The organism is Nonomuraea diastatica, from assembly GCF_004349015.1.
Taxonomy (GTDB): domain Bacteria; phylum Actinomycetota; class Actinomycetes; order Streptosporangiales; family Streptosporangiaceae; genus Nonomuraea; species Nonomuraea diastatica.
In genome coordinates this window covers 45,480-69,091 of the sequence record NZ_SMKP01000023.1, presented here as the reverse complement: position 1 = coordinate 69,091, position 23,612 = coordinate 45,480, and the positions used below count along the sequence as shown (strand labels likewise).

The following is a 23,612-nucleotide window of genomic DNA, read 5'->3' as shown; positions in this document are numbered from 1 at the left end:
GCGGAGAGGGGGGCGCTCCTGGCGGGCGAACGTCGCGGCTGTCCGTTACCGAACGATGATCAGTTTCGTCACGAGAAGGTGATCAGCACTTTCACCATGTCGTCGAGCTTCTTGTCCGAGACCTCGAAGGCGCGCTCCATCTCGTCGAAGCGGAACGTGTGGGTGGTCATGTGCGTGGGATCGAGCCGCTTGCTCTCCAGGACACGCAGCAGCCGTTCCATGCGCAGCCGGCCGCCGGGGCACAGGCCGGTCGTGATCGTCTTGTCGGCCATCCCGACGCCCCATTCGATGCGGGGGATGCGCACGAACTCCCCTTCTCCGTAATAGCCGGTGTTGGACACCGTCCCGCCTGGTCTAGTGATCTTTATGGCGGTCTGGAAGGTGACGTCCGCGCCGAGGGCTTCGATGGCGGTGTCCACGCCCTGCCCCTGGGTCAGGTCGAGGACGCGCTCGACGACGTCCTCGGTGGTGAAGTCGACGATCTCGTCGGCACCGTAGTCGCGGGCGAGTTTCTGCCGGCTGGGCACCGATTCGACCCCGATGACCAGGCCGGCGCCACGCAGCTTGGCGCCCGCGGTGGCCATGAGGCCCACCGGGCCCTGGGCGAGCACGGCCACCGTCCCACCGATGGGGATGTTGCCGTTCTCCGCGCCCATGAACCCGGTCGAGAGCATGTCGGCGCAGTAGACGGCCATCTCGTCGGGGACGCCGTCGGGGATCTTCGCCAGGTTGGCGTCGGCCTCGTTCACGTGGAAGTACTCGGCGAAGACCCCGTCCTTGGAATTGGCGAACTTGAACCCCCCGAGCGGCCCGCCGGACTGTGACGGATGACCGTTCTGGGAGGCGAGATCGCCCCAGTCGGGAGTGATGGCCCCCACCAGAACCCGGTCGCCCGGCCGGAAGGCCGTCACCTCGTCGCCCACCTCGTGCACCACGCCGACGCCCTCGTGGCCGAGCGTCAGGTTCTCCCGCGGCCCGATGCCGCCCTGGACAGTGTGGGAGTCCGACGTGCAGATCAACGCAGCGGTCGTCCGTATGACGGCATCCAGCGGACCCGGCCGCGGGACGGGCTTGTCCATCAACCCGACCTGCCCGATTTCTCTCATCACGAACGCTTGCATCGTGCCCCCGAATGCTCCCCGTGTCCGGCGTCCCCGAAAACGCCGCAAACATGCCCAGCTCTACCCTGTCGATCTCGGCGTTTAACTTCGGTCCCTCCCCTGTGGATTGTCCGCGGAGGAAAGGCCGAACGCGGCCAAAGGGCGGTCATCCACCAGATGCGGGGACCGCCGCGCCGGATCCAGGGTCCGCAACTGCTCGGGGTTGGCACCCAACTGCTGGTCTGGGACGACGCCGCAGCGTCGGCTGGGCCCCATGCTCGGCATGCTGGGGTCTACTTGCCTGACTTGCCGTGACGACCTTCAATGCGACTGACCAGCAGGTTCGCTGGACAACCCCCGATGACGGCTGGAGCGGGGCGGCCGAGCGGTCGCGGGTGCAGACGATGGCCGACACGCGAAAAGGATGAAGGGCCCTCTCCCAGTGGCGGCTGTTGGGGAAGGGCCCGAGTCGTTCCGGCGCCGGCACTCACATCTTGAAGTGGGTCCAGCCCGCTCGCCAGGTTCCGTACTTGGTGGAGTGCGCATTCCCGCAGGTGCCGGAACGACTACACGTGTGTTTTCCCTGCTTCAGGCGGCTGACCTTGCCGCGTTCGAGGCCGTAGTAAGCCTGCCACCACTGCCAGTTGTTGGGCCCCGTCGCATACCTCTTACTGCATACCGCTTCGACGCGGGCGAGGTTGAAGGCCCGTTGCCGCGCGTAGCTGTATCCCGTGGGGATTCCGAAAATCATCTTGACGTGGCGCTCGTCGTATTTGTGGCGCGGAATGACGGTGTCGTACGCCTTCGTCTTGGACCCTTTTTTGCACGGCTTCCCGGCACCGCTCCATTTGGTGTAGAGGTGGTACCCAGGGGACGCGGATGCCACTGATGGGGCGACCATTGCCACGCCCGTGGCGATCATGGACGCTGCCAGTCCCACGGCGATCCTTCTGGCTGCTGACGTGGACGGTTTCCACATGATGCTGCCTTTCGTCGAATGACGCCAACGGCAGGACCATACAAATGTGCGGTATATCCGGGGTATGCCAGGCGGGGGACGGCGCGCGCGTGTCCCTGCAGTTCGCCTTCGGCAACTTCGGTGTGACCACGTCCGGTACGCCGCTGGCCGGGTCGGCGGTGTTGACCAGGGCGCGGACCTTATCCGCGCCACCTCCTTCAATACCGATCGTGCAGGGCTCAGCAGTTTCTCCACCTGGGCCGGCGCGCGCTATGACATTCGCGATCCGGTCTCTATTGATCATTCATGGGTGGGCGTGCTGCCCTATCGGGGCGGCTGATTGCTTTCTGAGCGACCTTGGTGAACCGCACGGGCCCGTCGGAAGTCGTGATCACGTGGCCGGGAAAGGATTGGACGGGATGATGCTCGGGCTTGTAGCTTGCAGTTGACCGTGACACCGCCCGAGGAGGTGAGACCCATGAACGCTGCATCGCTGTGGGTGCTCCCCCTTCCCGTCACGGCCGGGCGATTGACGTAGGTGTCGCCGGGAGCGCCTCGCCAACAAGGCACTCCCGAAAGGCAACACCTATGCACTCTCAGCAGGTCACCGCCGAGCCGCCGTCGAACGACGGGGTCGAGCGTGACTCCACGGTGGGCGACGTCCCCGGAGTTCTCTGGTCGCCGGTCTCCGGCGCCGATCGTGCGCCCCTCATGTTCGATGTGATCATCGCCGGGTGCGGGCCGACCGGTGCGATGCTGGCCGCCGAACTACGGCTGCACGATGTGCGGGTACTCGTTCTGGAAAAGGAAACCGAGCCCGCGTCGTTCGTCCGCATCGTCGGTCTGCATATTCGCAGTCTCGAGCTGATGGCGATGCGCGGACTGCTGGATCGCATTCTCGACCATGGAAGACAACGTCCGGCCGGCGGTTTCTTCGCCGCCATCCCCAAACCCGCGCCCAAGGGCCTGGATTCCGCGTACGCCTATCTGCTGGGCATCCCGCAGCCGGTCATCGTTCATCTGCTCGAAGAACATGCGATCGCACTGGGTGCGCAGGTCCGGCGCGGTTGCGCGGTGAGCGGTTTCGAGCAGGACGACGAGGGTGTGACCGTCGAGCTGACCGACGGGGAACAGCTGCGTTCGCGCTACCTCGTCGGCTGTGACGGCGGGCGCAGTACGGTGCGTAAACTGCTCGGTGTCGGCTTCCCCGGCGCGCCCTCAAGGACCGAGACGCTGATGGGCGAGATGGAAGTGGGCGTGCCGCAGGAGGAGATCGCCGCCAAGGTGACCGAACTCCGCGAGATCCATCAGCGATTCTGGCTCCGGCCCTTCGGCGAAGGGGTCTATAGCGTCGTAGTCCCCGCCGCGCGAGTCAGCGACCGCGCGAAACCGCCCACCCTTGACGATTTCACACAACAGTTGCGCACCATCGCCGGAACCGATTTCGGCGTGCACTCCCCGCGCTGGATGTCCCGCTTCGGAGACGCCACCCGGCTAGCCGAACGTTATCGGGTCGGGCGGGTGCTGCTGGCCGGCGATGCGGCACACATCCATCCGCCCATCGGCGGCCAGGGCCTCAACCTGGGCGTTCAGGACGCATCCAACCTCGGCTGGAAACTGGCCGCACAGATCCGCGGCTGGGCGCCGGAAACACTGCTGGACACCTACCAGGCCGAACGTCATCCGGTCGCCGAGGACGTGCTGGACAACACCCGCGCCCAGATGGAACTGCTGTCCACCGAACCGGGCCCGCAGGCCGTGCGCAGGCTGTTCACCGAACTGATGGACTTCGACGAGGTGAACCGCTATCTGATCGAGAAGATCACCGCGATCGGCATCCGCTACGACTTCGGCGAAGGCCCCGACCTGCTCGGCCGCCGCCTGCGCGACATCGACGTGAAACAGGGCCGCCTCTACGGCCTGCTGCACCGCGGCCGCGGCCTGCTGCTGGACCGCACCGGACGCCTGACCGTCGGCGGCTGGTCAGACCGGGTCGATGACCTCGCGGATCCCACTGCGGCACTGGATGTCCCGTGCGTCCTGCTACGCCCCGACGGCCACGTCGCCTGGATCGGCGACGATCAGCAGGACCTGGACGACCACCTCTCCCGCTGGTTCGGCAAGCCCGCCAACTGATCTCGCCTGAGCAACCGAGAAGGAGATGCGAACACGCCTGTCTCGGGTCGAGATCACGGCGGGGACTGGTTCGTGTGGTCATGCCGCACAGACGTGGCGGGCGGTGGCCAGTCGTGCTGTCCGGGTCTCGACCAGGGCTCCGGCGAGTCTGGTGTCCGTGCCGGCCCGATGCGGTGAAGGTCTGACGCGGTGAAGGTCGGTGTGTGGCGGGGTCTGGTGGGTGGCGACGTGGAGCACCGTGCCCCTCTGACCGGCCCCAGCCTGGAGTCGCATCTGCGGTCGCCGCTGATGACCCGGCCCGACGTCGCATAGGTGACGGTGACCGGCGTTTCCCGTGATGCCCGACGCCGGGCCGGCCGACCGGCACAACGAAGGACCCTGTCGGCAACGGGCAAGGGGAACACTTCCAGCGTCCGGCCGCTGTTCGCGTCGTCCCGCTCACGAAGGTGGTCGGCGGGTGCCTCCGGCCTGGTCCGATGGCTCCGCGCACTTCTGGCAACCCGTCGCACCGAGGGCGGCCGCCCGCTCGCGACGTTGATTGTCAGGAATCCGCGCCCGCTGCCAGAACGGTGCGTCGCCCGCCACCGGTGGCCGCGCTCAGTCGCCGGCCAGGGTCCCGCCCAGAGGGGTGCGCTCGTAGCGTACGGATCGGCCGGTCCGCGTCCGCGTGACCAGGCCCGATTCGCGCAGCACGGCCAGGTGGCCGCCGACTGCGCCCAGGCTGAGACCCAGCTGGCGGACCAACTGCGTGGTCGTCGCCGGCACCGCGAGCGCCCGCAGCACCTGCGCGCGGTGCGGGCCGACCAGCCGCGCCAGCGCCGCCGCACCGCCCTGCGCAGGCGGCGGCCCGAGCAGGTTCGCGACGCCACGCGCCGGATACACCAGGGCGTACGGCCAGGGCGGCTCGACGTAGCTGATGAGGGTGCCGAAGACGGTCGGCATCAGCAGCAGTCCCTTGCCGCCCAGCCGGTGCCGCTCCCACTCGTTCCGAGGGCCGGTGCGCACCTCGATCACACCGTCGGCCCCCTCGGAGCGCCAGCCCACCCGCGGATCCAGGTCGGACAACGCCGCGGCCCAGCCGTACATGGCGAGGTGCCCGGCGCGGTGCACCAGGTCGCGTTCCAGCACCGTACGCAGCCGCGGCCAGTCAGGCTCGACCAGCGCGTGCCAGGTCGCCTCGATCGCGTCAGAAAGCCGGGTGAGCACGTCCGGGGCGGCCAGGATCTGCTGGACGTGGCGCGGCGGCGTACGCAGCCCGGCCAGGTTGCGGGCGATCTCAGCGCGAACCTGGCGCAGTGGGGTCGCCCGCACCGCGGCGAGTTCGACGGCGAAGTCGTCGCCGAGGCCCGAAGGCGGAGGATGGATGAAGTCGGCGTTGTAGCCGTCGCGGCGGAACAGCGTTGTCAGCGCCCCGACCGCGGGCGTCTCGCAGAGCAGCCGCGCGTACCGCGACGCGATGCGCTCCGCCCAGGGCCGCAGCGGGCCGGCCGGCTGCTTGCCCGCCGCGACCCGCAGCGCGTTCATTGCTTCACCCAGCGGTGAGATCGCGTAGCGGGTGTGCGCCACGTCGATCGGCCCGACTTCGATGGCAAGCATCTTTCGCCTCCACGCGAAAGCTTAACGCCTACGCCTGCACCGCCCCGAGACTGGCCCGCATGACGACGCTCCAGGCCGCACCGGCGCAGGCCACCTACCGCGAGGTGTTCGCGGTAAGCCAGTTCCGCGTGCTGTTCACCGGCTACACGTTCTTCCTCGGCGGCGAGACGGTGAAGATGCTCGCGCTCTCGGTGACCGTCTACGCCGGCACCGGCTCGCCCCTGCTGGCCGCGCTGGCCTACGTCGCCGGCTTCCTGCCCTACGCCCTAGGCGGCACGCTGCTGCTGGCGTACGCCGACCGGTGGCCGCCGCGGGCCGTGATGGTCGGCTACGACCTGGTCCGCGCCGCTGTCGCCGCTGTGCTCGCCGCCGGGCTGCTCTCCCCCACCGCGATGCTGGTGCTGGTGTTCGTCACCGGCATCCCCAGCGCGGTCGCCTCCGCGGCGCGCAGCGCGCTGCTGCCCGAACTGCTCGACGGCGACCGGTACGTGCTCGGCCGGGCTGTGTTCTCCATGGCCGCCGGCGGCACGCAGGTGCTCGGCTTCGCCGTGGGCGGGATGCTGATCGCGGCGTTCGGCCCGTACGGCGCGCTCTGGATCACCGTGGCGAGCTGCCTGCTGTCCGCCGCGCTGCTGCGCCTGCGGCTGGCCGAGCGGCCGCGGCGCGGCACGGCCGCTCGGTACGCGGTACGCGAGACCTGGCGCGTCAATCGCGAACTGCTGCGCCGGCCGGCGATCCGTTCGCTGCTGCTGGCCCAGTGGCTGCCGCCCGCGCTCGTGGTCGGCGCCGAGGGCGTGCTCGTCCCGTACGCCGTCCAGATCGGCATGCCGGACTCGGCCGGCCTGCTGTTCACCGCCGTGGCGCTCGGCATGCTCACCGGCGACCTCGCGATCGGCCGGCTGGTCACCCCGGAACGAAGGGAACGGCTGACCGGGCCGCTGGCACTGCTGCTCGGCGCGCCGCTGCTCGGGTTCGTGCTCACGCCCGGGCCGATCATCGCGGCGCTGCTGCTCGCCGTGTCCGGGTTCGGGGTCGCGTACCAGCTGGGGCTGGCCCGGCGCTTCCTGGAGGCGGTGCCGGAGGCGAACCGAGGCCAGGCCTTCGGGCTGGCGCTGACCGGGACCATGACGTTGCAGGGGCTGTTCGCGGCCGGCGGCGGGGCGTTGGGCGAGGTGTCGGCGCCCGGCCTGGTCGTCGGCGTGGCGGGCGCGGCGTCCCTGCTGGCCGTATTGGGTCTCTGGCGCGTGCTCGCGTCGCCGAGGACGTAGCACCGCATGAGGAGGGCCGATGTCGGAGGAGGGTTTGGTCAAGGGTGCAGACGCTCGCCATCGTCATCACGCGTAAGGAGGACGGTCAGCCCATCCACCTGACGAGCAATCCGCAGTCCGGCTTCGGCCGTCCGGCCTGCCCCTTCGTGACGCAACACCATGAGCTCCGCGTCCTTCGATACCTGGCTGCGGCCCAGCAACATCAGCCGGCCGAAGACCCGGAGCGCGATCGGATAGAGCAGGCGGACAACCACAAGAGGCGATCTTGACTGGGCAGACGGACCCCGTCAAACCACAGCTCAGAGCCATCGTGGCGGCGTTTGACGCGATGCAGGTGGTGCCCAGCACGCGAACGCGCGATGGCTGCGAGGATGTACTGACGCTGCCCGTTCGAGGTGACGGTCTCGATGAAGTCGCAGGCAGGCAGCGCGTCGCTTGGGAGCGCAGGAACTCTGGCCATGTGACCGATGTCCTCTCAGGGGACGGGTCGATGCCTTCCTGTTCCTGAGGATTTCCCAGACCCGCATGTCCACCGACCGGGGGTCCCGTCATACGGTCAAACGTCGTGCCGCGGACAGGCCGCAGCACAGATCAGGCGTGCCTCGATGAGCCGAGTGGGCAGGTCACAGCCGGGGGCGATAGCGGCGTGCCGAGATCGCCGAGGTCGAAGTGGTCCGTTCTCGCCGGCAGGGCCCGAACGGCCGATGCAGCTCCGGGCGCCACCGTCACGACCGCGTCGGCAGTCCTGAGCCGCATGCCCGGCTCGTCCGAGGTGTGGCGGACAACCCCTTCGGGGTTCACCTTCTCGTCGCGCATGCCGAGGCGACAGCCAACGAGGAAGCCAGCCTTCCTCATGGGGTTTTACGGTGGCGGTCACACACCACGAGAAGGGATCACATGTCGCCACCTCTTGTTCGCACGGGATCCGACCTACCGCCAGGTGAGCGTACGATCAACCCGTTCGCCATCGTCGACGGCGCAGCCGAACTGATCGTTTTCATCGAAGAGGTCTTTGACGGCAAGGAACGCGCCGAAGCCCGCACGCCGATGCCCTCAGGAGCACTGATCCACGCCGAAGTGCAGATGGGTGACTCCGCGCTCCTACTGGCCGACAGGCAGCCAGGCTGGCCTGTCATACCGGCGCTGCTTCAGGTTTACGTGAACGATGCCCAGCAGGTGCTGGACCGCGCCGTCGAACGAAAGGCCGTAGTGATCACCGAGGTGACGCCGTTCTACGGGGGTGAGGACCTGGCACGTCTGCGCGACCCGTGGGGCAACATCTGGTGGTTGTACGCCCCTGCAAGGGGCGGGGATGCCGTACCGCACTGGGAGGGTGGTTCGACCTACATGTTCGATTCGCTTGACGAGACGTTGCGCGGCATCGCCAACTCCGGCAATCAGCAGCCGATCCGCACGCTCCTGCCGTAAGGCGAGCGCTTCTCCGGCTCGCGGGACCGGATCGCTCCCGGTGGCTCAATCGATGGGAGCGATCCGGATGGCTAAGGTGGTAGGGGTCGAAACTCGCGCCCACGTGCTCGTCGCGATCGGGCGGTCGCTGCCGTCTTCCGGCCGTACGCCGCCACCTGGCCTGGATCGCAGGTGAGCGGTCCAGGCCGGACAGCTTGCTGGTCAGGCCGGGTGGAACCGGATGGAGGAGAACCTGTTGTCCCAGCCGGCGAGGTCCGGCGCCGCGCTCATCGGGGGAACGTACACGCAGGGCGTTCCGAAGTTGATCACGTTACAGAACTCGACGACATAGTCGGTCCGGTTGACGAACGAACTCACAGTGTCGTTAACCGACGCGGTGCCGACGTGGTAATAGTTGTTGCGCAGATCGCCATCGCCGGTGCTGAGACAATACCGCCCCGACGCATACTCCCTGGCCTGATAGACACAGAGGCTGCCGGCCGCCGCAGTGGCCACCGGCGCGTCGCCGCCCTCGATCGAGACGACACCCGGGAGTTCGGCGCGCTCGGGCGTGGCGGAGGCGGCACCGGACGTTCCGGCGACGCAGGCTCCGGCGATCAGCGCGGCGATGGTGGCCTTCTTCGTGAGATTCATCGCTTTCCTTTCTGTCATCAGCGGCGCCCGACGGATTTCGGGCACGACGAACCAAGGCGAGGTGCCCGGGTCGTTCAGCGAGGTCGACTCACTCCCCGGTCGTGACGGAGGCGGTGGCTTCGACGATGCGGTGGTCGGAGCAGGGCTTGTCGCGGTTGCCGCCGCAGACGTGCCCGATCGGATGGGCGTCGGCGCTGTAGCGGGTCAGCCGCTCGGCGGGGACGAAGATCAGATCGACCTTCCCCGACTGGCCGCAGGCCCCGAGCTTGTTGCTCTCGGTGGTCTGCTCGCCCCAGCCGGGGCACACGGCCTCGCGGTCGTCGAGCTCGTGGTAACGGCCGATGTTGCCGTGGTTGGCGTCGGTGTTGACCGAGGTGTCGTACCAGGTGTTCAGCAGCGGTGAGTCCGGCTGCACGTTGAAGTCGCCCGCGATGATCGGGACGTCCCCCCTGGAGCGGTAGGACTCCAGGACGCCGTGCACCCGGCCCAGCTGAGCGGACTTGTAGGCGGCGACGGTCGTCAGGTGGGTGGTGCAGAATCTGGTTCTGGGTTGCGCGGGGACGTGCGCGCAGAGGAGTTTGCGCTGCTTGCCCGACCCGTCGTAGGGCAGGGTCTGCCGCAGTGTGTCGCCCAGCGCGAAACGGCTGAAGATCGCGATGCCGATGCCGTGCCCGGCGCAGTAGCCGGGGTCGCCCGCCGCCGTCATCGGCTCGTAGCGGGCGAAGTTCGTGAGATTCTGCGGCCAGCCCATGCCCTGAAGGGCATCGATCACGGCGCCGTACTGGTTGCGGCAGATCTCGTTGATCGACACGAAGTCCGGCCCGCGATAGCTGATGGATCCGGCGATCGCCTGGATGATGCCGTTCGTGGTCGAGCCCAGATGCGAATGATGCCCGGCCATGTTCCAGTGCCAGATCTTGTACGTCGCGGTCGCGGAGGAGGCCGCCGACGCGGGAGCCGTCGGCAGGGCAGCGGTGGTGACGAGGAGCGCCACCACAGTCCACAACAGCCGCCCGAACCCCGGCACACTTGAGATCCGCATGAGGGCCGTCCCTTTCCTCGTGATCAGCTCTCAGCGATCCTGCCGAAGGGGGGTTTGTGCCACCAGGCAGATAGTGGACAAAGATCCCTCCTGATAGGACGGGCGTGGCCTCCGCCGTGCGGAACCGGCATCGACAAGTCGCAGGCGCTCAGGGCCGCAACTGCTTCGCGTTGGCGTCGATCGTCCACGCCGCCGGCCGCGACCAGCTCGCCGTCGAAGGGCCGGCCAAGAGCCGCGTTCGCTGATCCGATGCATCGGCCCGCGCGGTTCTGGCCGGTCCACTGGCCGCCCGCCGTCTACGCGTCAGCCCGCGGGGTGGTGAAACGAGCGATCCCCGAACATCCAGTGACGGTGAACACGATCTTTCCCGTGGTGCGGCCGGTCTCGCCGAGCTCGTGAGCCTTGGCCGCCTGCTCGAACGGCAGCACGGTGTCGACCTCGGCGCGCAGCCGCCCCGCCTCGACCAGCTCGGCGATCGTCGCCATCGCGGCGTTGTCCGGCTCGACGAGGACGAAGCCCGCCCCGGTCACGACCGCGACCCTTCCGGCCGGACACGAGACGTCTCGCCCCTGGTGACAGCGCACCTCAGAGCGTCGCCCAAGGCCGGAGCTTGTCGGGGTTCAGCACCGACCAGATGCGCTTGATCCGGTCGCCTGCGACGTCGAAGGCCAGCACCACCACGGTGACGCCGTCTTGCTGAAGCACCAGACCGGGCTGGCCGTTGACCGTACGCTCCAGGATCGCCAGGCCGGGTGCCAGGCCGGCGACGGTGACGAAGGCGCGCGCGATCCGCTCGCCTCCTTCCATCGGGCGCAGCATGGCGCTGACCAGGCCGCCTCCATCGGCGGTCCCCGTGGCGTCAGGGTCGAGCAGGCCCACGAGGGCGTCGATGTCCTTGGCCTCCCATGCCTGCTTGAACTCCCTGACGATGCCGGCCTGCCGGCCCGCCGGAGTCGCGGGACCCTGCGACGCGCGAATCCGGCGGCGGGCCAGCCAGGCCAGCTGACGACACGCCGCCGGCGTACGGCCGACGATCTCGGCCACCTCGGCGAAGGAGTAGCGGAACACATCGCGCAGGATGAACGCGACACGCTCGGCCGGGGATCCACTCGCCTACATAACGCTCGCGCCGGGCCCGCGCGGACCCGCGCAGGTCGAGGCAGATGCGGCCGTCATCCGGGCTGGCCGTGCCCTCCGGGCTGGTAGGCGCCGGCGGGCTGCTGGGTGATGATGTTCAGCCGGTTGACGGTGTTCATGATGGCGATGAGGCCCACCAGGACGGCGAGCTCGTCCTCGTCGTAGTGCTTGGCGGCGTTCGCCCAGGCCTCGTCGGTGACGCCGCCGGCCGCGTCGGCGACGCGGGTGCCCTGCTCGGCCAGCTCCAGGGCGGCCCGCTCGGCGTCGGTGAAGACCGTCGCCTCCCGCCACGCCGCGACCAGGTTGAGCCGCACCGAGCTTTCCCCGTGGTGCGCGGCCTCCTTGGTGTGCATGTCGACGCATACGCTGCAGCCGTTGATCTGGCTGACGCGCAGCGCCACCAGTTCCTGCGTCGCGGCGGGCAGGGACGAATCGTTCACGACCTTGCCCGCGGACAGGACGTGCTTCAGGAGCTTCGCCGCGATCGGGCTGCCGAGGAAGTCGAGACGGGCGTCCACGCTGTTCTCCTTTGTCGTGTTGACTGTTACACCCCCACCGACGAAACAGTCCGGCGAGATGTCACGGCCAACCGGATGTGACCTGCGTCTCCCCCGTGATGCCTCGGGCAAGTCCGATCGCCGGTGGGATGGTCTGTTCCAGGCGGAGGTGCCAGGACGACTCGCCGTGGACGGAGCCGCTGGAGACGTCCGGATCGCAACCGGCCCCGGCCCGCCGTCCGAACGGTGGCGCCGGCACGATCAATGTCTCGTGGTGAGGCCGCCCGCTAGCGCCTCAGCCCACGCAGCCGCGACCATGAGAGCAGGACGTGGACCCTGTCCGGCAGCCCCAGCTTGGCCAGGATGCTCGACACGTGCACCTTCACCGTGTAGCGGCTGATGACGAGCCGGGCCGCGATCTCGTCGTTGGACATGCCTTGGGCGATCAGCTCGCAGACCTGGCGCTCGCGGTCGGTGAGCCGCTCGGCGGCCGCCCACAGGGCTCGGTCCTCGTCGGTGGGCAGTATGGGCTGCAACGCCTCGATCATGCGGGTGGTCGCCTCGGGTGCCAGCACCGACTGCCCGGCCGCGACGATGCGGATGCCGTCGCGGATCCGCTCGCCGGGCGCGTCCTTGAGCAGGAAACCGCTGGCCCCCGCCTGCAACCCGGCGTAGACGTAGCTGTCCAGGTCGTACGTCGTCAGGATCAGCACCCGTGTCGGGCCGCCGGCGTTGCGCTCCACGATGCGGCGGGTCGCCTCGATGCCATCCATCCCCGGCAGCCGGATGTCCATCAGGACGACGTCCGGCCGGTGCTCGGCCACAGCCGCCAGCGCCGCCGCCCCGTCGCCCACCGCGCCCACCACCGTGAGGTCGTCCGCCGCTCCGACCAGCCTGACCAGCGCCTCGCGAAGGAGCTGCTCGTCGTCGCAGACCAGGACGCGGATGCCGGTCACGACAGGCTCCGCAGCGGCAGGGTCGCGCACACCTCGAAGACGCCACGATCATCGCAGACGCGGACCGAGCCGCCGAGCAGCTCGACACGTTCGCGCATGCCGACCAGTCCCACGCCGGCTCCGTTCCCGATCGTTCCCGACGTGCCGCGCACCGGGTTGGTGACCCGGATCGTCAGGCGTGCCGGCTCGTAGGCCAGCAGCACCCGCACCTCGACGGGCCCGGCGTGCTTGGCGACGTTGGTCAGCGCCTCCTGCACGACGCGATAGGCCGCCAGCTCGATGCTCGCGTCCACCTGCCGTACGTGTCCTCGGCGTGTCATCAGCACCCGGGGCCCGCCCGGAGGCAGGGCGGCCACCAGCGCGTCGAGCTGGTCGAGCTTCGGCGGCGGCGTCAGAGGGTCGTGCCCGGGCGGCGCCTCCCTGAGCACGCCGAGCAGCCGCCGCAGCTCTGCCAGCGACTCCCTGCCGGTGTGGGCCACGCGGCGCAGGGTGTCCTCCATGCTGTCGCGGGTGTCGGCGCCCGCCTCGGCGTCCACCACCATCGTGGTCACCGAATGGTTGAGGATGTCGTGCAGCTCCCGGGCCAGCAGCGCCCGCTCACGTTCCGCGGCCCGCCGCTCGGCCTGGGCGCGTTCGGCCTCCAGCAGCCGCGAGCGCGTCTGTAACGCGCGGATCCGGTCGCGCTGGCGACCGTCCACGCGCCCGACCGTCCAGAACCCGACGAACAGCACGGCGATCGCCGTGTACACCGCCACCACCCGCAATGGGTCGCCGATGGCGAACAACGTGATCGGCAGGCCGGTGAGCAGCAGGGCCAGCACTGCGACGACGCCGATCACCCTCCGGTTCCCCCGGCCCCACGCCCCCAGACGGGACGCGGCGACCAGGGGGCCCACCATGACGGGCATCTTCAGCAGCGCCAGCGTCAGCTCCAGGCAGACGACCACGCCCAGCACGGTGAGCGGGAACCGCCGCGACCACATCAGCGCCACGGACTGCGCGCCCGCCAGGGCCAGTAGTACGGCCAGTTCGTCACCCAGCTCGCCGGCCAGCCCGATCAGCCAGCCGGCGAGCGGCGGCAGGACGGACAGCAGGGCCTCACTCAGCCATTCCAGGTGGGTGTGACGCTCCGCCGGATCCTGCGGGTCCGCAACCAGCTTCCCGCCAGCAGCAGGGTGACCGGCGCCCACGGCGCCAGGGCGACCGTCCAGCTCAGCGGCATCGGCGGCCCCGGCTGCTCGATCGCCGGGAGCGGCAGGACTCCCGTGGAGGTCCCGTCCGGCCCTTCCACGGCGATTTCGAACCGCCACGTTCCCTCCTCCGGCAGCGAGACGACGTCCAGTCCCCAGACCTGGCGCGCCCTCGGGTGCCGCGGCAGCACGATGCTGTCGCCACGTCGCTGCAGGACGATGCCCGCCAGGCCCCGGCGGTTGCCGGTGGGTGAGACCGTCGTGACCAGCCCGGTGCGCCCTTCGATGCCACCCGCCGGCTCGAAGGTGAAGTCCAGCGACTGCAGGGCACGGATCGGCCACTCAGTGAACGATACGGTGATCGTGGACCGGTCGCTCATGCGCACGGTCTCCATGTGGACGATCTCACCCGGCAACGGCGGTGCGCCCACGCGCCGGTTCTGGCCCGCGTCGGCGATCCGGGGCGCGGCCATGGCCGGCCCGGTGCCGATGAGCAGGGCGGCCGTCACCGTCATCACCAGCGCACTCACGATGCGTGTCACGCCGTCACCGCCCCACCGGCCGCCGGACCACGCAGGCCGAACATGCGCAGCATGGTGGCGCACTGCCAGCCCAGCCAGCCCATTCCGGCCCCGACGACGGTCACCGCCGCCAGCGTGGCCAGGAGGTTCATCTCCATGCCCACGACGCTGTAGAAGAGCGCGGTGTTGATTCCCGCCAGTGCGCCCACCAGCGCCGTGGTCCACACCGGGCTCACGCCCCGCCGGATCGCCCACGCCACGATGCCGCCGGTCAGCAACGCGATGAGCGGGAAGGTGACGGGGAAGCCGATCAGCGCTTGCGGCAGGCCGGTGGTGTAGTCGCGCATCGGCTGGTCGATCGCGTCGGCGTACCAGCGTGTGGCCGCGGGCGCGAACAAGGCGAGCCCTCCCTGCACGACCAGGAAAACCAGCCCGGCGGCGGCCGGCCACTGCCAGCCACGGGTGAGACCGACGATGAGGCTCAACGTCAGCGCCGCCGCCGCACCGAGCCCGAGCACGCGCGGCGCGATCCCGGGCAGCCAACTGAAGATCAGCTCGGAGGCCATGCCGAACGCCGACGTCGAGCCGATGGTGGCGATCCCGATGGCCAGCGCCAGACCCCACCGCTCCGCGCGGGTACGCCGCAGCACGGCGAACGCCATCACCATGGCGAAGATCTCCACCTGGATCGACAGGCCCAGCCCGAAGTGCGAGGGTGTGGCCCCGACCGCGATGTCGAACCCGTACAGTTCGTGCCACCACAGGTCGGCGGCCGCGTACAGGAGGTTGGCCGAGGCGCCGAGACCGCCCACGAGGAACGGCCAGGGCGCGCGGAAAGTGCGCAAGACCGTCACCGACGGGGTCTCCGTCGCCGGCCCACGCGACCAGGTCGACAACAGCACGACGATCAGGCAGGTCAGGCCTATCACGGCGGTGCCTGAGTAGAGCAGCAGATGGGGCGCGGTCCAGAAGTTGTCGGGGCCGACGTCGCCGTGCCACTGCCCGTCCCACACCATGCCGACCAGCAGCACGGTGTAGCCGAGCATCAGGAACCACGCCCCGGCGACCTCCCTGCGCGGCACGTCACGAGCGACGCCGCTGTTCCTGGTGGTGCGATCGGGCGGGTCGACTATCGGTCTGATGGCCATGGATGGCGTCTCCTAATCTCCGACGATGGTGTTGACCTTGATGACGTCCGTGCCGGACGCGCCCCGCACGCCCACCCTGATCTCCCACACACCCGGCATGGTGAACAGCTCGCCGCGCGCCACATAACGTCCGGCACCGTCGCCCTTCGCGGCGATCTCCGAGGTCGTGTGCCCCATGTGGGGCATCACTCCAAACAGCGAGACCTCGGCGGGCGTGGCGGGATCGAGCGCGATCCGCGCCTGCAGCGGCCCGGTGCGCGGTTCGAGCACGATCACGACCGCGTAGTGCGCGCCCCTACCTGTCAGCTCCACCGGCTCCTGCGCCTCGCCGCCGCGCAGGAGCCACAGGATCCCGGCCGCGAGCAGCATGACGGGCAGGACCACGAACGCGTGGCGCCGTGTCATCGCGGGCTCCCTTCTGCGCCGACCTCGATGACGTAGGGCACGGTGACGACCTCGTAGTTCCTGGCGTACTGGATCCAGGCGAGGTAGCGGCCGGGCCGGGGGAAGGTGAAGACGAATTCCAGCTGGCGGCCGAAGCCCGCGACCGACTCGTCCGGAGTCCGCCGCGAGGTGCGGGCCATCGATCGGGCCTCGTGGATGTGGCCGAGGTAGCCGCCGTCCTGGCTGCGCAGGATCAGGTGCCCGGCCATGCCGAGCCACGGCTGCAGGCTGGCGACGCCGGTGTCGAGCATCAGGCGTACGGGCCGGCCGGCCACCGGCCGGGCCGGCTCGGTGACCGGGGCCTCACCGGGCGGCGTTTCGCCGGTGACCGGTGGATGGCCGGTGGGAGCGCGGCTGGGAGCGGGGGCGTCCGGCCGCGCGCCTGGCGGCTCGTCGGTGACGCTGAACTCACCGGAGACGAGTTGCCCGCCGGCGTCGGCCCGCTCGAACTCGGCGTACACCAGATGCCGGCCCGCCTCCTGCGCGCGCAGCCGCACCTCGTATGTGCCCGGTGCCGTCCTCAGCGGGTGCACGTGACGGAAGTACGAGCCATCCTGGCTGGTCACCACGACGTGCGAGAGCGCGGCATGGTGCTCGACCAGGTCGTCCGCCCGCAGGCCGGTCGACCCGTCGAACAGCTCCACCCGCAGGCGGAACTCCGAGCCGTTCCTAGGCGCCCCGGGAAACACCTCGATCGCCGCTTGCGCGTTCGGCCGCCCGAGCAGCAGGTCCGGCGAGGGCGCGGGCGGTGCGCCCTCCGGCATCGCGGGCGCGAAATACGGGGACAGCAACCCGGCGGTGAACGCCACGACCGTCGCCACCAGGAACGCTCCCGCGAAACCCCCGGCGGGCACCCGCCTGGACAGCGCCGCGCTCGCCATGGCGCCGATCAGGGCCACCGCCGCGCACGCGGAGGCCGCGTAGACGACCACCTCCCACAGCGGCGCCCGCGCAACCAGCACGGCGAACGGCAACACGGACCGTTCCCCGCCGGCGCGGAGCTCCAGCTCGTGCGGTCCGACCCGGTCTACGGCGAGCACCACAGGGTACATCCCCGGCCGCCCCGCCTCGACGGTCACCGCCCCGGTCGAGGGGCCGGGGCCGGGAGAGGAGCCGGCGCCTGCCACGGAGCGCAGGGCCAGGTCGACCCTGCCGCCCTCGCCCGGCACATGCGCGACCACGTCCACCTGCAGCGGCGCCGGCACCTGCACGCTCGCCCGCACCACAACGGTGATCTCCATCCCGGCGATCGACTGGGCGAAGCGCACGTCGGCCTCCGCCGTGCGGCCGTGCGCCAACGCCGGACCTGCCCAGGCGAGCAAGGCCAGCAGCGCGAGGAGAACCGGGATCAGAGCACGTTTGAGCACGAGCCAGAGCGTAGGAATCCGCTCATGCCGAGCGCATCAGGCGCGGGCACTGACCCGGCTAGTTCCTGGGAACTAGCCGGGCACAGTCGATGGGGTACCAGCGATCTTTGCCGGCGGTGCGAGCGGCCCGGCCCTGTTCGTTGACCTCGATCTCGCGGGATGTCGGCTGCATCCGGGGAGAGCAAAGGTCTCATGTCGCGGACGAGGCGGCTCCTCAGCGATGCGGTCTCGCAGGCCGATCTGGAGCGTTGCTCGGCCGGGCCCGCCGGAAGGCCGGATCCTCTCGGCTTGACCTTGACGCGACGTCAACGTCTTGACTGATCGCGACGGACCCCGACGCGGGCACGGCAATCACCAAAGGAGCCGCAGTGAGTGAGACGACGCTTCCCGTCCTGCCCTTCGACCGGCCCGATCCCATGGCGCCGCCCCCCGTTTACGCGCGGCTGCGTGAGGGAGCACCGGTCGCCCGCGTGATCACGCCGGATGGGCGGCGGGCCTGGCTGGTGACCTCGTATGACGCCGCCGCGGAGATTCTTTCCGACCGTAGGTACGGGCTGGCGCCGCCGGGTGTCGAGATGACCGGCAACGACACGTTGTTCCAGGACGGTGCGGCCCACGCCCGGCTTCGCCGGCTCGTGTCGAAGGCCTTCGGCCCGCGGGGCGTCGGCGTGCTGCGGCAGCGGGTCGAGCATCTGGCCGACGCGTACGTGTCGGCGTTGGCGGACGGCGGGCCACCGGCCGATCTCGTCTCCGGGCTCGCCGCCCCGCTCTCGATCACGGTGATCGGCGAGCTCCTCGGGGTGGCGATCGGCGACCGGGAACGTTTCCGCGCGCTGGCCGATGCCGCGGGCGCCGTGGACTTCTCCTTCGGGGCGGAGGAGGATCTGGCCGCGGCCGCCGAGGCGTGGAACGCGCTCACCGCCTACGCCGGAGAGCTGGTCGCGGCCAAGCGGGAGGCGCCGGGGGACGATCTGCTCAGCGCCCTGGTCACGATCCGGGACGCGGAGGACGGACGGCTCAGCGACGCCGAACTCATCGCCATGGCCACGACCCTTGTCGCCGCCGGTTACCAGACGGCCGGCAACGCCATCTCCACCGGTGCCGTCCGTCTGCTGATGGAAGGACGGCTGTCGGCGCTGTTGTCTTCCGGGGAAGGGGAGATCGGTGAGGTGGTGGAGGAAGTCCTGCGGATGCAGGCCGGGCGGACCGGCGAGCCCTTCCCGCGTTACGCGCAGGAGGATCTCGAGCCGGCCGGGGTCCGGATCGGTGCGGGCGACATGGTGCTGGTCCGGCTGGAGGCGGCTCATCGTGACCCCGCCCACTTCGCCGATCCCGACCGCTTCTGGCCGGAGCGGCGGTCCAGCCCATCTCTGGTGTTCGGGCACGGTATGCACTACTGCCTCGGTGCTCCCCTGGCCCGCGTGGAGCTCGCCGCCGCTCTCGGGGCCCTGGCCCGGCGCCTGCCCGGGCTCAAGCTCCAGGTTCCGGTCGAGGAGATCGAGTGGATCGGCGGCGGGAACGACACCGGCCCCAAGGCCGTCCGCGTCACGTGGTGAGGCACCGGATGGCGACGTTCGGCCTGACGCCGATGCGGTGACCACCGGCCCACGTCCCAACCCCCACGCGGTGACCAGCGTCCCTGGTCCGACGCCGAAACGACCTGCTCTGGCGGAATGCGGCCCCGATCCCGACGGCCGTGATCACACGTTGCCCAGCACGCGTGTTACCTGGATCTCCACGACGACTCGGGACGGATTGGCCCTGGGCCGCTTGTAGCGGGCGGCGTAGCGGCGTTCCGCCTCGGCCACCTGCTCTCGCTCGGTACGCAGCACCGCCCGCCCCTCAAGCGTCGACCAGCGGCGGCCGTCCACCTGGCAGAGCGCGACCAGCGCGCCGGCCGTGCCGATCAGCCTGGCCTTGCGCGACGAACCCGAGGTGATCACCCTGGCGACGCCGGCGGCCAAATCCAGCGTCGCCCCCACCGGCACGACGTGGGGCGGGCCGTCGGAGCGGGCGGTGGCGAGCGTGCACAAGTGCCGCTCCTGCCAGAAAGCGGCGAAGGCGTCGCCTTGCTCGGCCAGGTTCACGGTCCTCCTCCAGGTGCCTGCGAGGAGCATCGTATATCTGCCGGTCTGGCAGACTTTGGCGGGTGAAGCGGCTCCTCGTCGTCAGGGTCGGCGCCAGGCGATGCGCACTCGCGTGCGAGGCGCTCATCCGCGACGAGCCGGCGCGGATGAGACCGGTGCCTTCCTCCGTGTGGGGGCCCCTGCCGTACCGGCCGCCGCCTGGGCGAGCGGGGCCCCACCGCCGAGGACCTGGCGGTCATGCTCGACGCCCCCTGCTCGTTCACCGGGCTCGACGACGTCCACATCTCCTGGGGCGCCTGTCTGGGCACACCTGACGAGATCCTGGTGTCGGGGCCGGTGGCCGAGGTCGGCGACCACCTCATCGAGTCCGTCGAGGGACAGGGCCGAAGCGGCCTGCGCAACGCCGCCCGGCAGGGCCGGAAGTCACCGGGATCCGACCCGCTCCCCGGATGAACGCGAAGCGCTGGGCGAGGTCCGCCACTTCGATGGCCGTGACCATGCGCCCTCCTTACTCGGCCGTGTGCGCGAGGATGGCGTCGGCCAGTTCCTGGTGGGTCTCCGGTGGCAACGTGTGCCCCATGCCCGGCACGATCACCAGCCGCGCCCCCGGGATCCGCTCGGCGATGATCGCGCTGTGACCCGGCTTGGCCGGCTCGTGGCTGCCCTCGATGACCAGCGTGGGCGTCTTCACTCGGTCCAGCACGCCCACCGGCTCGAAGCCGGGGTCGGCCGCCGCGGCGAGCCGGTGGTTGGCCACCGCCGACAGGTCGCGGGCCCGGTCGTAGATCCGCTCCTGCAACCGGCGAGCCGCGTCCTCGTCGAACGGCAACCCGGTGCCGTGCAGGACCCGCTGCTCGGCGATCATCCGGTCGATGAGCGTGCGGCGGTCCCGCGCCGGTGGGGCGGCCATCAACGCGCGGAAGAAGTCCACGAACTCCGGCGCCGGCTCCGGCAGGCTGCCCTCGGGCTGCGGCTGTCCCATCAGGGCCCGCATGATCACCTGGCCCTCACCGCCACCGAGCGGTGAGGAGCCGATGACGGTCAGCGAGCGCACCCGCTCCGGCCGCTCCACGGCGACGAACTGGCCGAGCAGGCCGCCCGCCGAGTGGCAGACCAGGTGCGCGCTCTCCAGACCGTGGTTGTCCATCACGCGGTAGACGTCGTTCTTGATGTCCTCCCATGTGTACGGCTCCGCCTCGAAGTCGACGGTGCCGGACATGCCGGTGTCGCGGTGGTCGTACCGGATCACCCGGCGGCCGCCGGCGGTCAGGCGGCCGACGAACTCGTCCGGCCACAGGACGCCCTGCGACATCGAACCCATGATCAGCAAAATCGGCGGGTCCGTGGCGGCACCGAATTCTTCGCTCCAGATGGTGACGTTCTGCATGCCTCACAGCATGCCGTCCCCGGCTACGGGCGCCTTCTGTAGAACTACTAGTCGCGCCAGCTCCGTACGGGAGCCGATGCCCAGCTTCGGATAGATCTTGTACAGGTGGTATTCGACCGTGCGCGGGCTCAGGAAGAGCTGGGCGGCGATCTGCTTGCTGGACAGCCCGTCCGCGACCAGGCCCGCGATCCGCAGTTCCTGCGGGGTCAGCGCGTCGAGCACGCTCGACGGCGGGGCGGCGCCGCTCTCGCCCGCCGCCCGCAACTCCTCCTGCGCGCGCCGCGCCCACGGGCGGGCGCCCGCCCGCTCGAACGTCTCCCACGCCAGCCGCAGCTGCGCCCGAGCCTCGCCCGGCCGCTGCGCGCGGCGCAGGCGCTCACCCAGCAGCATGGCCGTCCTGGCGGCCTCGAACGGGTTGGTGTGCAGGCGCAGCGCGTCCAGCAAGGCCGCCTCACCGGAACCGGTCAGGCCCCGGCACCTGGCCAGCAGCGCCCGCGACTCCGACGTCGCGGCATGCTGCGCCGATCGCTCATAGACCTGCAACGCCGCCCGGGCGGCGGCCTCGTCGCCCGCACCCACCGCGGCCTCGATGCGGTCCGGCAGGGTCCGCCACACCACGGTCGGATGCCCCGCCCCCGGCCCCGCCGCCGCGATCGCCCGGAACCGGTCGTGCGCCGCCTCGTGCCGGCCCAGGCACAGGTCGAGCATCGCCAGCGCGTACGCGGCCACGCCCGCGCGCAGCCCCACCCGGTGCGGCAGGGCGATGGCCAGCGCCTCGCGGGCCTGCCGCTCGCAGGGCTCCTCCTCGCCGCGCAGCGCCGCCAGCACCGCCAGGTTGGCCAGGTGCGCGGCCACCGTGTTCTCGTAGCCGGCCTCCCGCGCCAGCGCCAGGCCCTCCTCGGAGACGGCCTGGCTGCGCGCCAGCCGCCCGGCGAGGCGGTCGGCGGTCGCCACGAACTCCAGCACGACCGGCAGTTGCCCGGCCATCCCCGACACCCTGGCCACCTGCCCGGCCCGGGTGGCCAGATCGCCGGCCAGATCCGTCTCGCCCAGCGCGCCGGCAGCGGCTGCCGCCCACAGGTAACCCGCCGCGTCCTCCAGCTCATCCACCCGTAGCAGGGCCCGCCGCAGCAGGCCGGGCCCGGCGGCATCACCCTCCAGTGTCAGGCCGATCCCGGCCACCGCGTCGCGCAGGAACCCCTCGGTGTGCGCGACCGCCCGCCGGCCGAGCTCGGCCATCGCCGCCGTGTCGCCCACGTACGAGGCCGCCTCCATGGCATCGGCCAGCAGGTCCATGCTGTCGCCCACCGCCATGATCCGCACGGCCTCGGCGGCGTTGCCCGAGTTCAGCTCGAACCGGCCCCGGAGCTGGGCGATCTCCATGGTGAGCGCGGCGTCGCCGCCGGCTCCTTCGCGCGCCTCGGCCAGCAGCGACTCCGCCTGTCCCGGCCGGCCGCCGAGCCAGGCCGCGACGGCGGCGTCCTTCAGCCGGACGGCCCGCTCGCGTGGCCCGGGGCTCAGCTCGGCCGCCCTGGCCAGGGCGGTGGCGGCGGCGCCGTACCCGCCGCGGTCGCGGGCCCGCCCAGCGGCGGCCACCAGCGCGGCGGCGACCTCCTCCGACCAGCCCAGGGCGGCTCCGGCCAGGTGCCAGGCCCGGCGGTCGCCCTCGGTCAGCTCCGCCAGGACGGCGTGTACGTGGCGGAGGTCGGCGGCGGCCGCCGCCTCGTGGATCGCGGAGCGCATGAGCGGATGGCGGAAGCGCACGCCGGTGCCGGACACCTCGGCCAGCCCGCTGTCCTCCAGCTCGGCCAGTGCCGCCGCCCCGGCTCCGGCCGCCAGCCGTTCGGCGGCCCGCAGGACCACGTCGAGGCCGGTCTCGACGACGGCGACCAGCGCGACCAGCCGGGCGGCGGCCGACAGCCCGCTCACCCGGTCGCCGAAGAGCCGGGTGCCGCCAGGCAGCGGGTCAGGCAACGCTTGGCGACCGGCGAGCTGCGCGGGCGTCAGCCGGGCGGCGATCTCCTTCAGGGCGAGCGGGTTCGCGCCGGTCAGGGTGATGAGCTCCCGCCGCACCGGGCCGGGCAGCGGCCCGTGACGCGACTCCAGCAGCTCGGCGGCCGCGGCCTCGGGCAGGCCGCGCACCTCCACCGTCTGCGGCACGCCCTTGACGGGCGCGTCGCCGCGGACGGCGAACACCATCGCGATCCGCTCCGTCCCCAGCCGCCTGGCGGCGAACAGCAGCGCGTCGGCCGAGGCCCGGTCGATCCAGTGAAAGTCGTCGATCAGGCAGATCAGACCGTCCGGTATGGCGGCCTCGACCAGCAGCGAGAGCACGCCGGCGCCCACCAGGAACCGATCGCCCGCACCTCCTGCGGCCTGCCCCAGAGCCGCTCGCACGGCATCGCTCTGCGGCTCCGGCAGCGCGCCGAGCAGCCCGGCCATCGGCCACAACGCCTGGTGCAGCGCCGCGAACGCGAGGTCGGACTCGGACTCGGCGCCGCTGGTCCGCAACACCCGCATGGCCCCGCCCCGCGCCGCCGCCGTCTCCAGCAAGGCGGTCTTGCCCGCGCCCGCCTCCCCCCTGAGCACGACCGCCCCGCCGAAACCGTCGTGAGCCCGCGCGATCGCCTCGTCGAGTGCGCTGACTTCCGCGGATCTGCCGTAAAGCACGAACACCAACTGTAAGGGGCCACCACTCAGGGCGTTCTCCCGCGGCA

General features: G+C 70.7%; 23 protein-coding genes. 5 read left to right on the top strand and 18 right to left on the bottom strand.

Going from position 1 to position 23,612, the window contains the following annotated elements:
• Positions 1–68: 68 nt before the first annotated feature.
• The gene (locus tag E1294_RS11105; RefSeq protein WP_281284411.1) at positions 69–1,079 is read right to left on the bottom strand and encodes an NAD(P)-dependent alcohol dehydrogenase; all 1,011 of its coding nucleotides are present in this window, start codon (positions 1,077–1,079) and stop codon (positions 69–71) included.
• A 508-nt stretch (positions 1,080–1,587) separates the two neighbouring features.
• Positions 1,588–2,040 carry a hypothetical protein gene (locus E1294_RS11100; RefSeq protein WP_132336153.1) on the bottom strand — a complete coding sequence of 151 codons (453 nt, stop codon included), beginning with the start codon at positions 2,038–2,040 and terminating at the stop codon, positions 1,588–1,590.
• 729 nt (positions 2,041–2,769) lie between these two features.
• On the opposite strand from E1294_RS11100, the gene rox reads away from it, so the two are divergent.
• Entirely contained in the window at positions 2,770–4,194 is a 1,425-nt protein-coding gene (gene rox, locus E1294_RS11095; RefSeq protein WP_220447664.1) for a rifampin monooxygenase, read from the top strand.
• 597 nt (positions 4,195–4,791) lie between these two features.
• On the opposite strand, the gene E1294_RS11090 is transcribed toward rox, so the two are convergent.
• Entirely contained in the window at positions 4,792–5,790 is a 999-nt protein-coding gene (locus E1294_RS11090) for an ArsR/SmtB family transcription factor (RefSeq protein WP_132507499.1), read from the bottom strand.
• Between the two features lie 59 nt (positions 5,791–5,849).
• Here E1294_RS11090 and E1294_RS11085 point away from each other — a divergent pair, with 59 nt between their 5' ends.
• Positions 5,850–7,058: an MFS transporter gene (locus E1294_RS11085; protein ID WP_132507497.1), complete on the top strand. Its 1,209-nt coding sequence runs from the start codon at positions 5,850–5,852 to the stop codon at positions 7,056–7,058.
• Positions 7,059–7,096: 38 nt separating this feature from the next.
• Here the strand turns inward: E1294_RS11085 and E1294_RS11080 are convergent, their stop codons facing one another.
• A complete protein-coding gene (locus E1294_RS11080) occupies positions 7,097–7,312 on the bottom strand; it encodes a hypothetical protein (RefSeq protein WP_132507495.1) in 216 nt (71 codons plus the stop codon).
• A gap of 643 nt (positions 7,313–7,955) precedes the next feature.
• Here E1294_RS11080 and E1294_RS11075 point away from each other — a divergent pair.
• Positions 7,956–8,486 carry a VOC family protein gene (locus E1294_RS11075; protein ID WP_132507493.1) on the top strand — a complete coding sequence of 177 codons (531 nt, stop codon included), beginning with the start codon at positions 7,956–7,958 and terminating at the stop codon, positions 8,484–8,486.
• Between the two features lie 201 nt (positions 8,487–8,687).
• Here the strand turns inward: E1294_RS11075 and E1294_RS11070 are convergent, their stop codons facing one another.
• From E1294_RS11070 to E1294_RS11020, 11 genes are all read right to left on the bottom strand, one after another.
• A complete protein-coding gene (locus tag E1294_RS11070; protein WP_132507491.1) occupies positions 8,688–9,119 on the bottom strand; it encodes a peptidase inhibitor family I36 protein in 432 nt (143 codons plus the stop codon).
• 88 nt (positions 9,120–9,207) lie between these two features.
• A complete protein-coding gene (locus E1294_RS11065; RefSeq protein WP_132507489.1) occupies positions 9,208–10,161 on the bottom strand; it encodes an endonuclease/exonuclease/phosphatase family protein in 954 nt (317 codons plus the stop codon).
• 296 nt (positions 10,162–10,457) lie between these two features.
• Positions 10,458–10,691 carry a zinc-binding dehydrogenase gene (locus tag E1294_RS11060; RefSeq protein WP_246082940.1) on the bottom strand — a complete coding sequence of 78 codons (234 nt, stop codon included), beginning with the start codon at positions 10,689–10,691 and terminating at the stop codon, positions 10,458–10,460.
• Positions 10,692–10,746: 55 nt separating this feature from the next.
• Positions 10,747–11,229, bottom strand: coding sequence for a sigma-70 family RNA polymerase sigma factor family protein (locus tag E1294_RS11055; protein ID WP_246082939.1), 483 nt, complete (start codon positions 11,227–11,229; stop codon positions 10,747–10,749).
• A gap of 104 nt (positions 11,230–11,333) precedes the next feature.
• Positions 11,334–11,816, bottom strand: coding sequence for a carboxymuconolactone decarboxylase family protein (locus tag E1294_RS11050; protein ID WP_132507487.1), 483 nt, complete (start codon positions 11,814–11,816; stop codon positions 11,334–11,336).
• 266 nt (positions 11,817–12,082) lie between these two features.
• A complete protein-coding gene (locus E1294_RS11045) occupies positions 12,083–12,751 on the bottom strand; it encodes a response regulator (RefSeq protein ID WP_132507485.1) in 669 nt (222 codons plus the stop codon).
• Positions 12,748–13,941 carry a sensor histidine kinase gene (locus E1294_RS11040; RefSeq protein WP_132507483.1) on the bottom strand — a complete coding sequence of 398 codons (1,194 nt, stop codon included), beginning with the start codon at positions 13,939–13,941 and terminating at the stop codon, positions 12,748–12,750. The genes E1294_RS11045 and E1294_RS11040 overlap by 4 nt, the downstream gene beginning before the upstream one ends.
• Entirely contained in the window at positions 13,854–14,483 is a 630-nt protein-coding gene (locus E1294_RS11035) for a hypothetical protein (protein WP_132507481.1), read from the bottom strand. The genes E1294_RS11040 and E1294_RS11035 overlap by 88 nt, the downstream gene beginning before the upstream one ends.
• Positions 14,480–15,610: a hypothetical protein gene (locus E1294_RS11030; RefSeq protein WP_132507479.1), complete on the bottom strand. Its 1,131-nt coding sequence runs from the start codon at positions 15,608–15,610 to the stop codon at positions 14,480–14,482. The genes E1294_RS11035 and E1294_RS11030 overlap by 4 nt, the downstream gene beginning before the upstream one ends.
• Before the next feature lie 12 nt (positions 15,611–15,622).
• Positions 15,623–16,015, bottom strand: a complete 393-nt coding sequence (locus E1294_RS11025) for a hypothetical protein (RefSeq protein ID WP_132507477.1) — start codon at positions 16,013–16,015, stop codon at positions 15,623–15,625.
• Positions 16,012–17,421 carry a hypothetical protein gene (locus E1294_RS11020; RefSeq protein ID WP_132507475.1) on the bottom strand — a complete coding sequence of 470 codons (1,410 nt, stop codon included), beginning with the start codon at positions 17,419–17,421 and terminating at the stop codon, positions 16,012–16,014. The genes E1294_RS11025 and E1294_RS11020 overlap by 4 nt, the downstream gene beginning before the upstream one ends.
• A gap of 368 nt (positions 17,422–17,789) precedes the next feature.
• On the opposite strand from E1294_RS11020, the gene E1294_RS11015 reads away from it, so the two are divergent.
• The gene (locus E1294_RS11015) at positions 17,790–18,977 is read left to right on the top strand and encodes a cytochrome P450 (protein ID WP_132507473.1); all 1,188 of its coding nucleotides are present in this window, start codon (positions 17,790–17,792) and stop codon (positions 18,975–18,977) included.
• Positions 18,978–19,121: 144 nt separating this feature from the next.
• Here E1294_RS11015 and E1294_RS11010 read toward each other — a convergent pair whose 3' ends face one another.
• On the bottom strand, positions 19,122–19,508 hold the full coding sequence (locus E1294_RS11010) for a pyridoxamine 5'-phosphate oxidase family protein (RefSeq protein ID WP_246082938.1): 387 nt from the start codon (positions 19,506–19,508) through the stop codon (positions 19,122–19,124).
• Between the two features lie 237 nt (positions 19,509–19,745).
• Between E1294_RS11010 and E1294_RS11005 the strand changes: the two genes are divergently transcribed.
• Positions 19,746–19,961: an SAM-dependent methyltransferase gene (locus E1294_RS11005; RefSeq protein WP_132507469.1), complete on the top strand. Its 216-nt coding sequence runs from the start codon at positions 19,746–19,748 to the stop codon at positions 19,959–19,961.
• A 55-nt stretch (positions 19,962–20,016) separates the two neighbouring features.
• Here E1294_RS11005 and E1294_RS11000 read toward each other — a convergent pair whose 3' ends face one another.
• Together E1294_RS11000 and E1294_RS10995 are read right to left on the bottom strand one after the other, a co-directional pair.
• A complete protein-coding gene (locus E1294_RS11000; RefSeq protein ID WP_132507467.1) occupies positions 20,017–20,895 on the bottom strand; it encodes an alpha/beta fold hydrolase in 879 nt (292 codons plus the stop codon).
• A gap of 3 nt (positions 20,896–20,898) precedes the next feature.
• The gene (locus E1294_RS10995) at positions 20,899–23,565 is read right to left on the bottom strand and encodes a helix-turn-helix transcriptional regulator (RefSeq protein WP_132507465.1); all 2,667 of its coding nucleotides are present in this window, start codon (positions 23,563–23,565) and stop codon (positions 20,899–20,901) included.
• Positions 23,566–23,612: the final 47 nt, after the last annotated feature.

Excerpts from the sequence above, each read along its gene's own strand:
- E1294_RS11105 (WP_281284411.1), bottom strand. The coding sequence starts at position 1,079 with ATGGACAAGCCCGTCCCGCGGCCGGGTCCGCTGGATGCCGTCATACGG.
- rox (WP_220447664.1), top strand. The coding sequence starts at position 2,770 with ATGTTCGATGTGATCATCGCCGGGTGCGGGCCGACCGGTGCGATGCTG.
- E1294_RS11090 (WP_132507499.1), bottom strand. The coding sequence starts at position 5,790 with ATGCTTGCCATCGAAGTCGGGCCGATCGACGTGGCGCACACCCGCTAC.
- E1294_RS11085 (WP_132507497.1), top strand. The coding sequence starts at position 5,850 with ATGACGACGCTCCAGGCCGCACCGGCGCAGGCCACCTACCGCGAGGTG.
- E1294_RS11075 (WP_132507493.1), top strand. The coding sequence starts at position 7,956 with ATGTCGCCACCTCTTGTTCGCACGGGATCCGACCTACCGCCAGGTGAG.
- E1294_RS11070 (WP_132507491.1), bottom strand. The coding sequence starts at position 9,119 with ATGAATCTCACGAAGAAGGCCACCATCGCCGCGCTGATCGCCGGAGCC.
- E1294_RS11065 (WP_132507489.1), bottom strand. The coding sequence starts at position 10,161 with ATGCGGATCTCAAGTGTGCCGGGGTTCGGGCGGCTGTTGTGGACTGTG.
- E1294_RS11030 (WP_132507479.1), bottom strand. The coding sequence starts at position 15,610 with ATGGCCATCAGACCGATAGTCGACCCGCCCGATCGCACCACCAGGAAC.
- E1294_RS11025 (WP_132507477.1), bottom strand. The coding sequence starts at position 16,015 with ATGACACGGCGCCACGCGTTCGTGGTCCTGCCCGTCATGCTGCTCGCG.
- E1294_RS11005 (WP_132507469.1), top strand. The coding sequence starts at position 19,746 with ATGCTCGACGCCCCCTGCTCGTTCACCGGGCTCGACGACGTCCACATC.
- E1294_RS11000 (WP_132507467.1), bottom strand. The coding sequence starts at position 20,895 with ATGCAGAACGTCACCATCTGGAGCGAAGAATTCGGTGCCGCCACGGAC.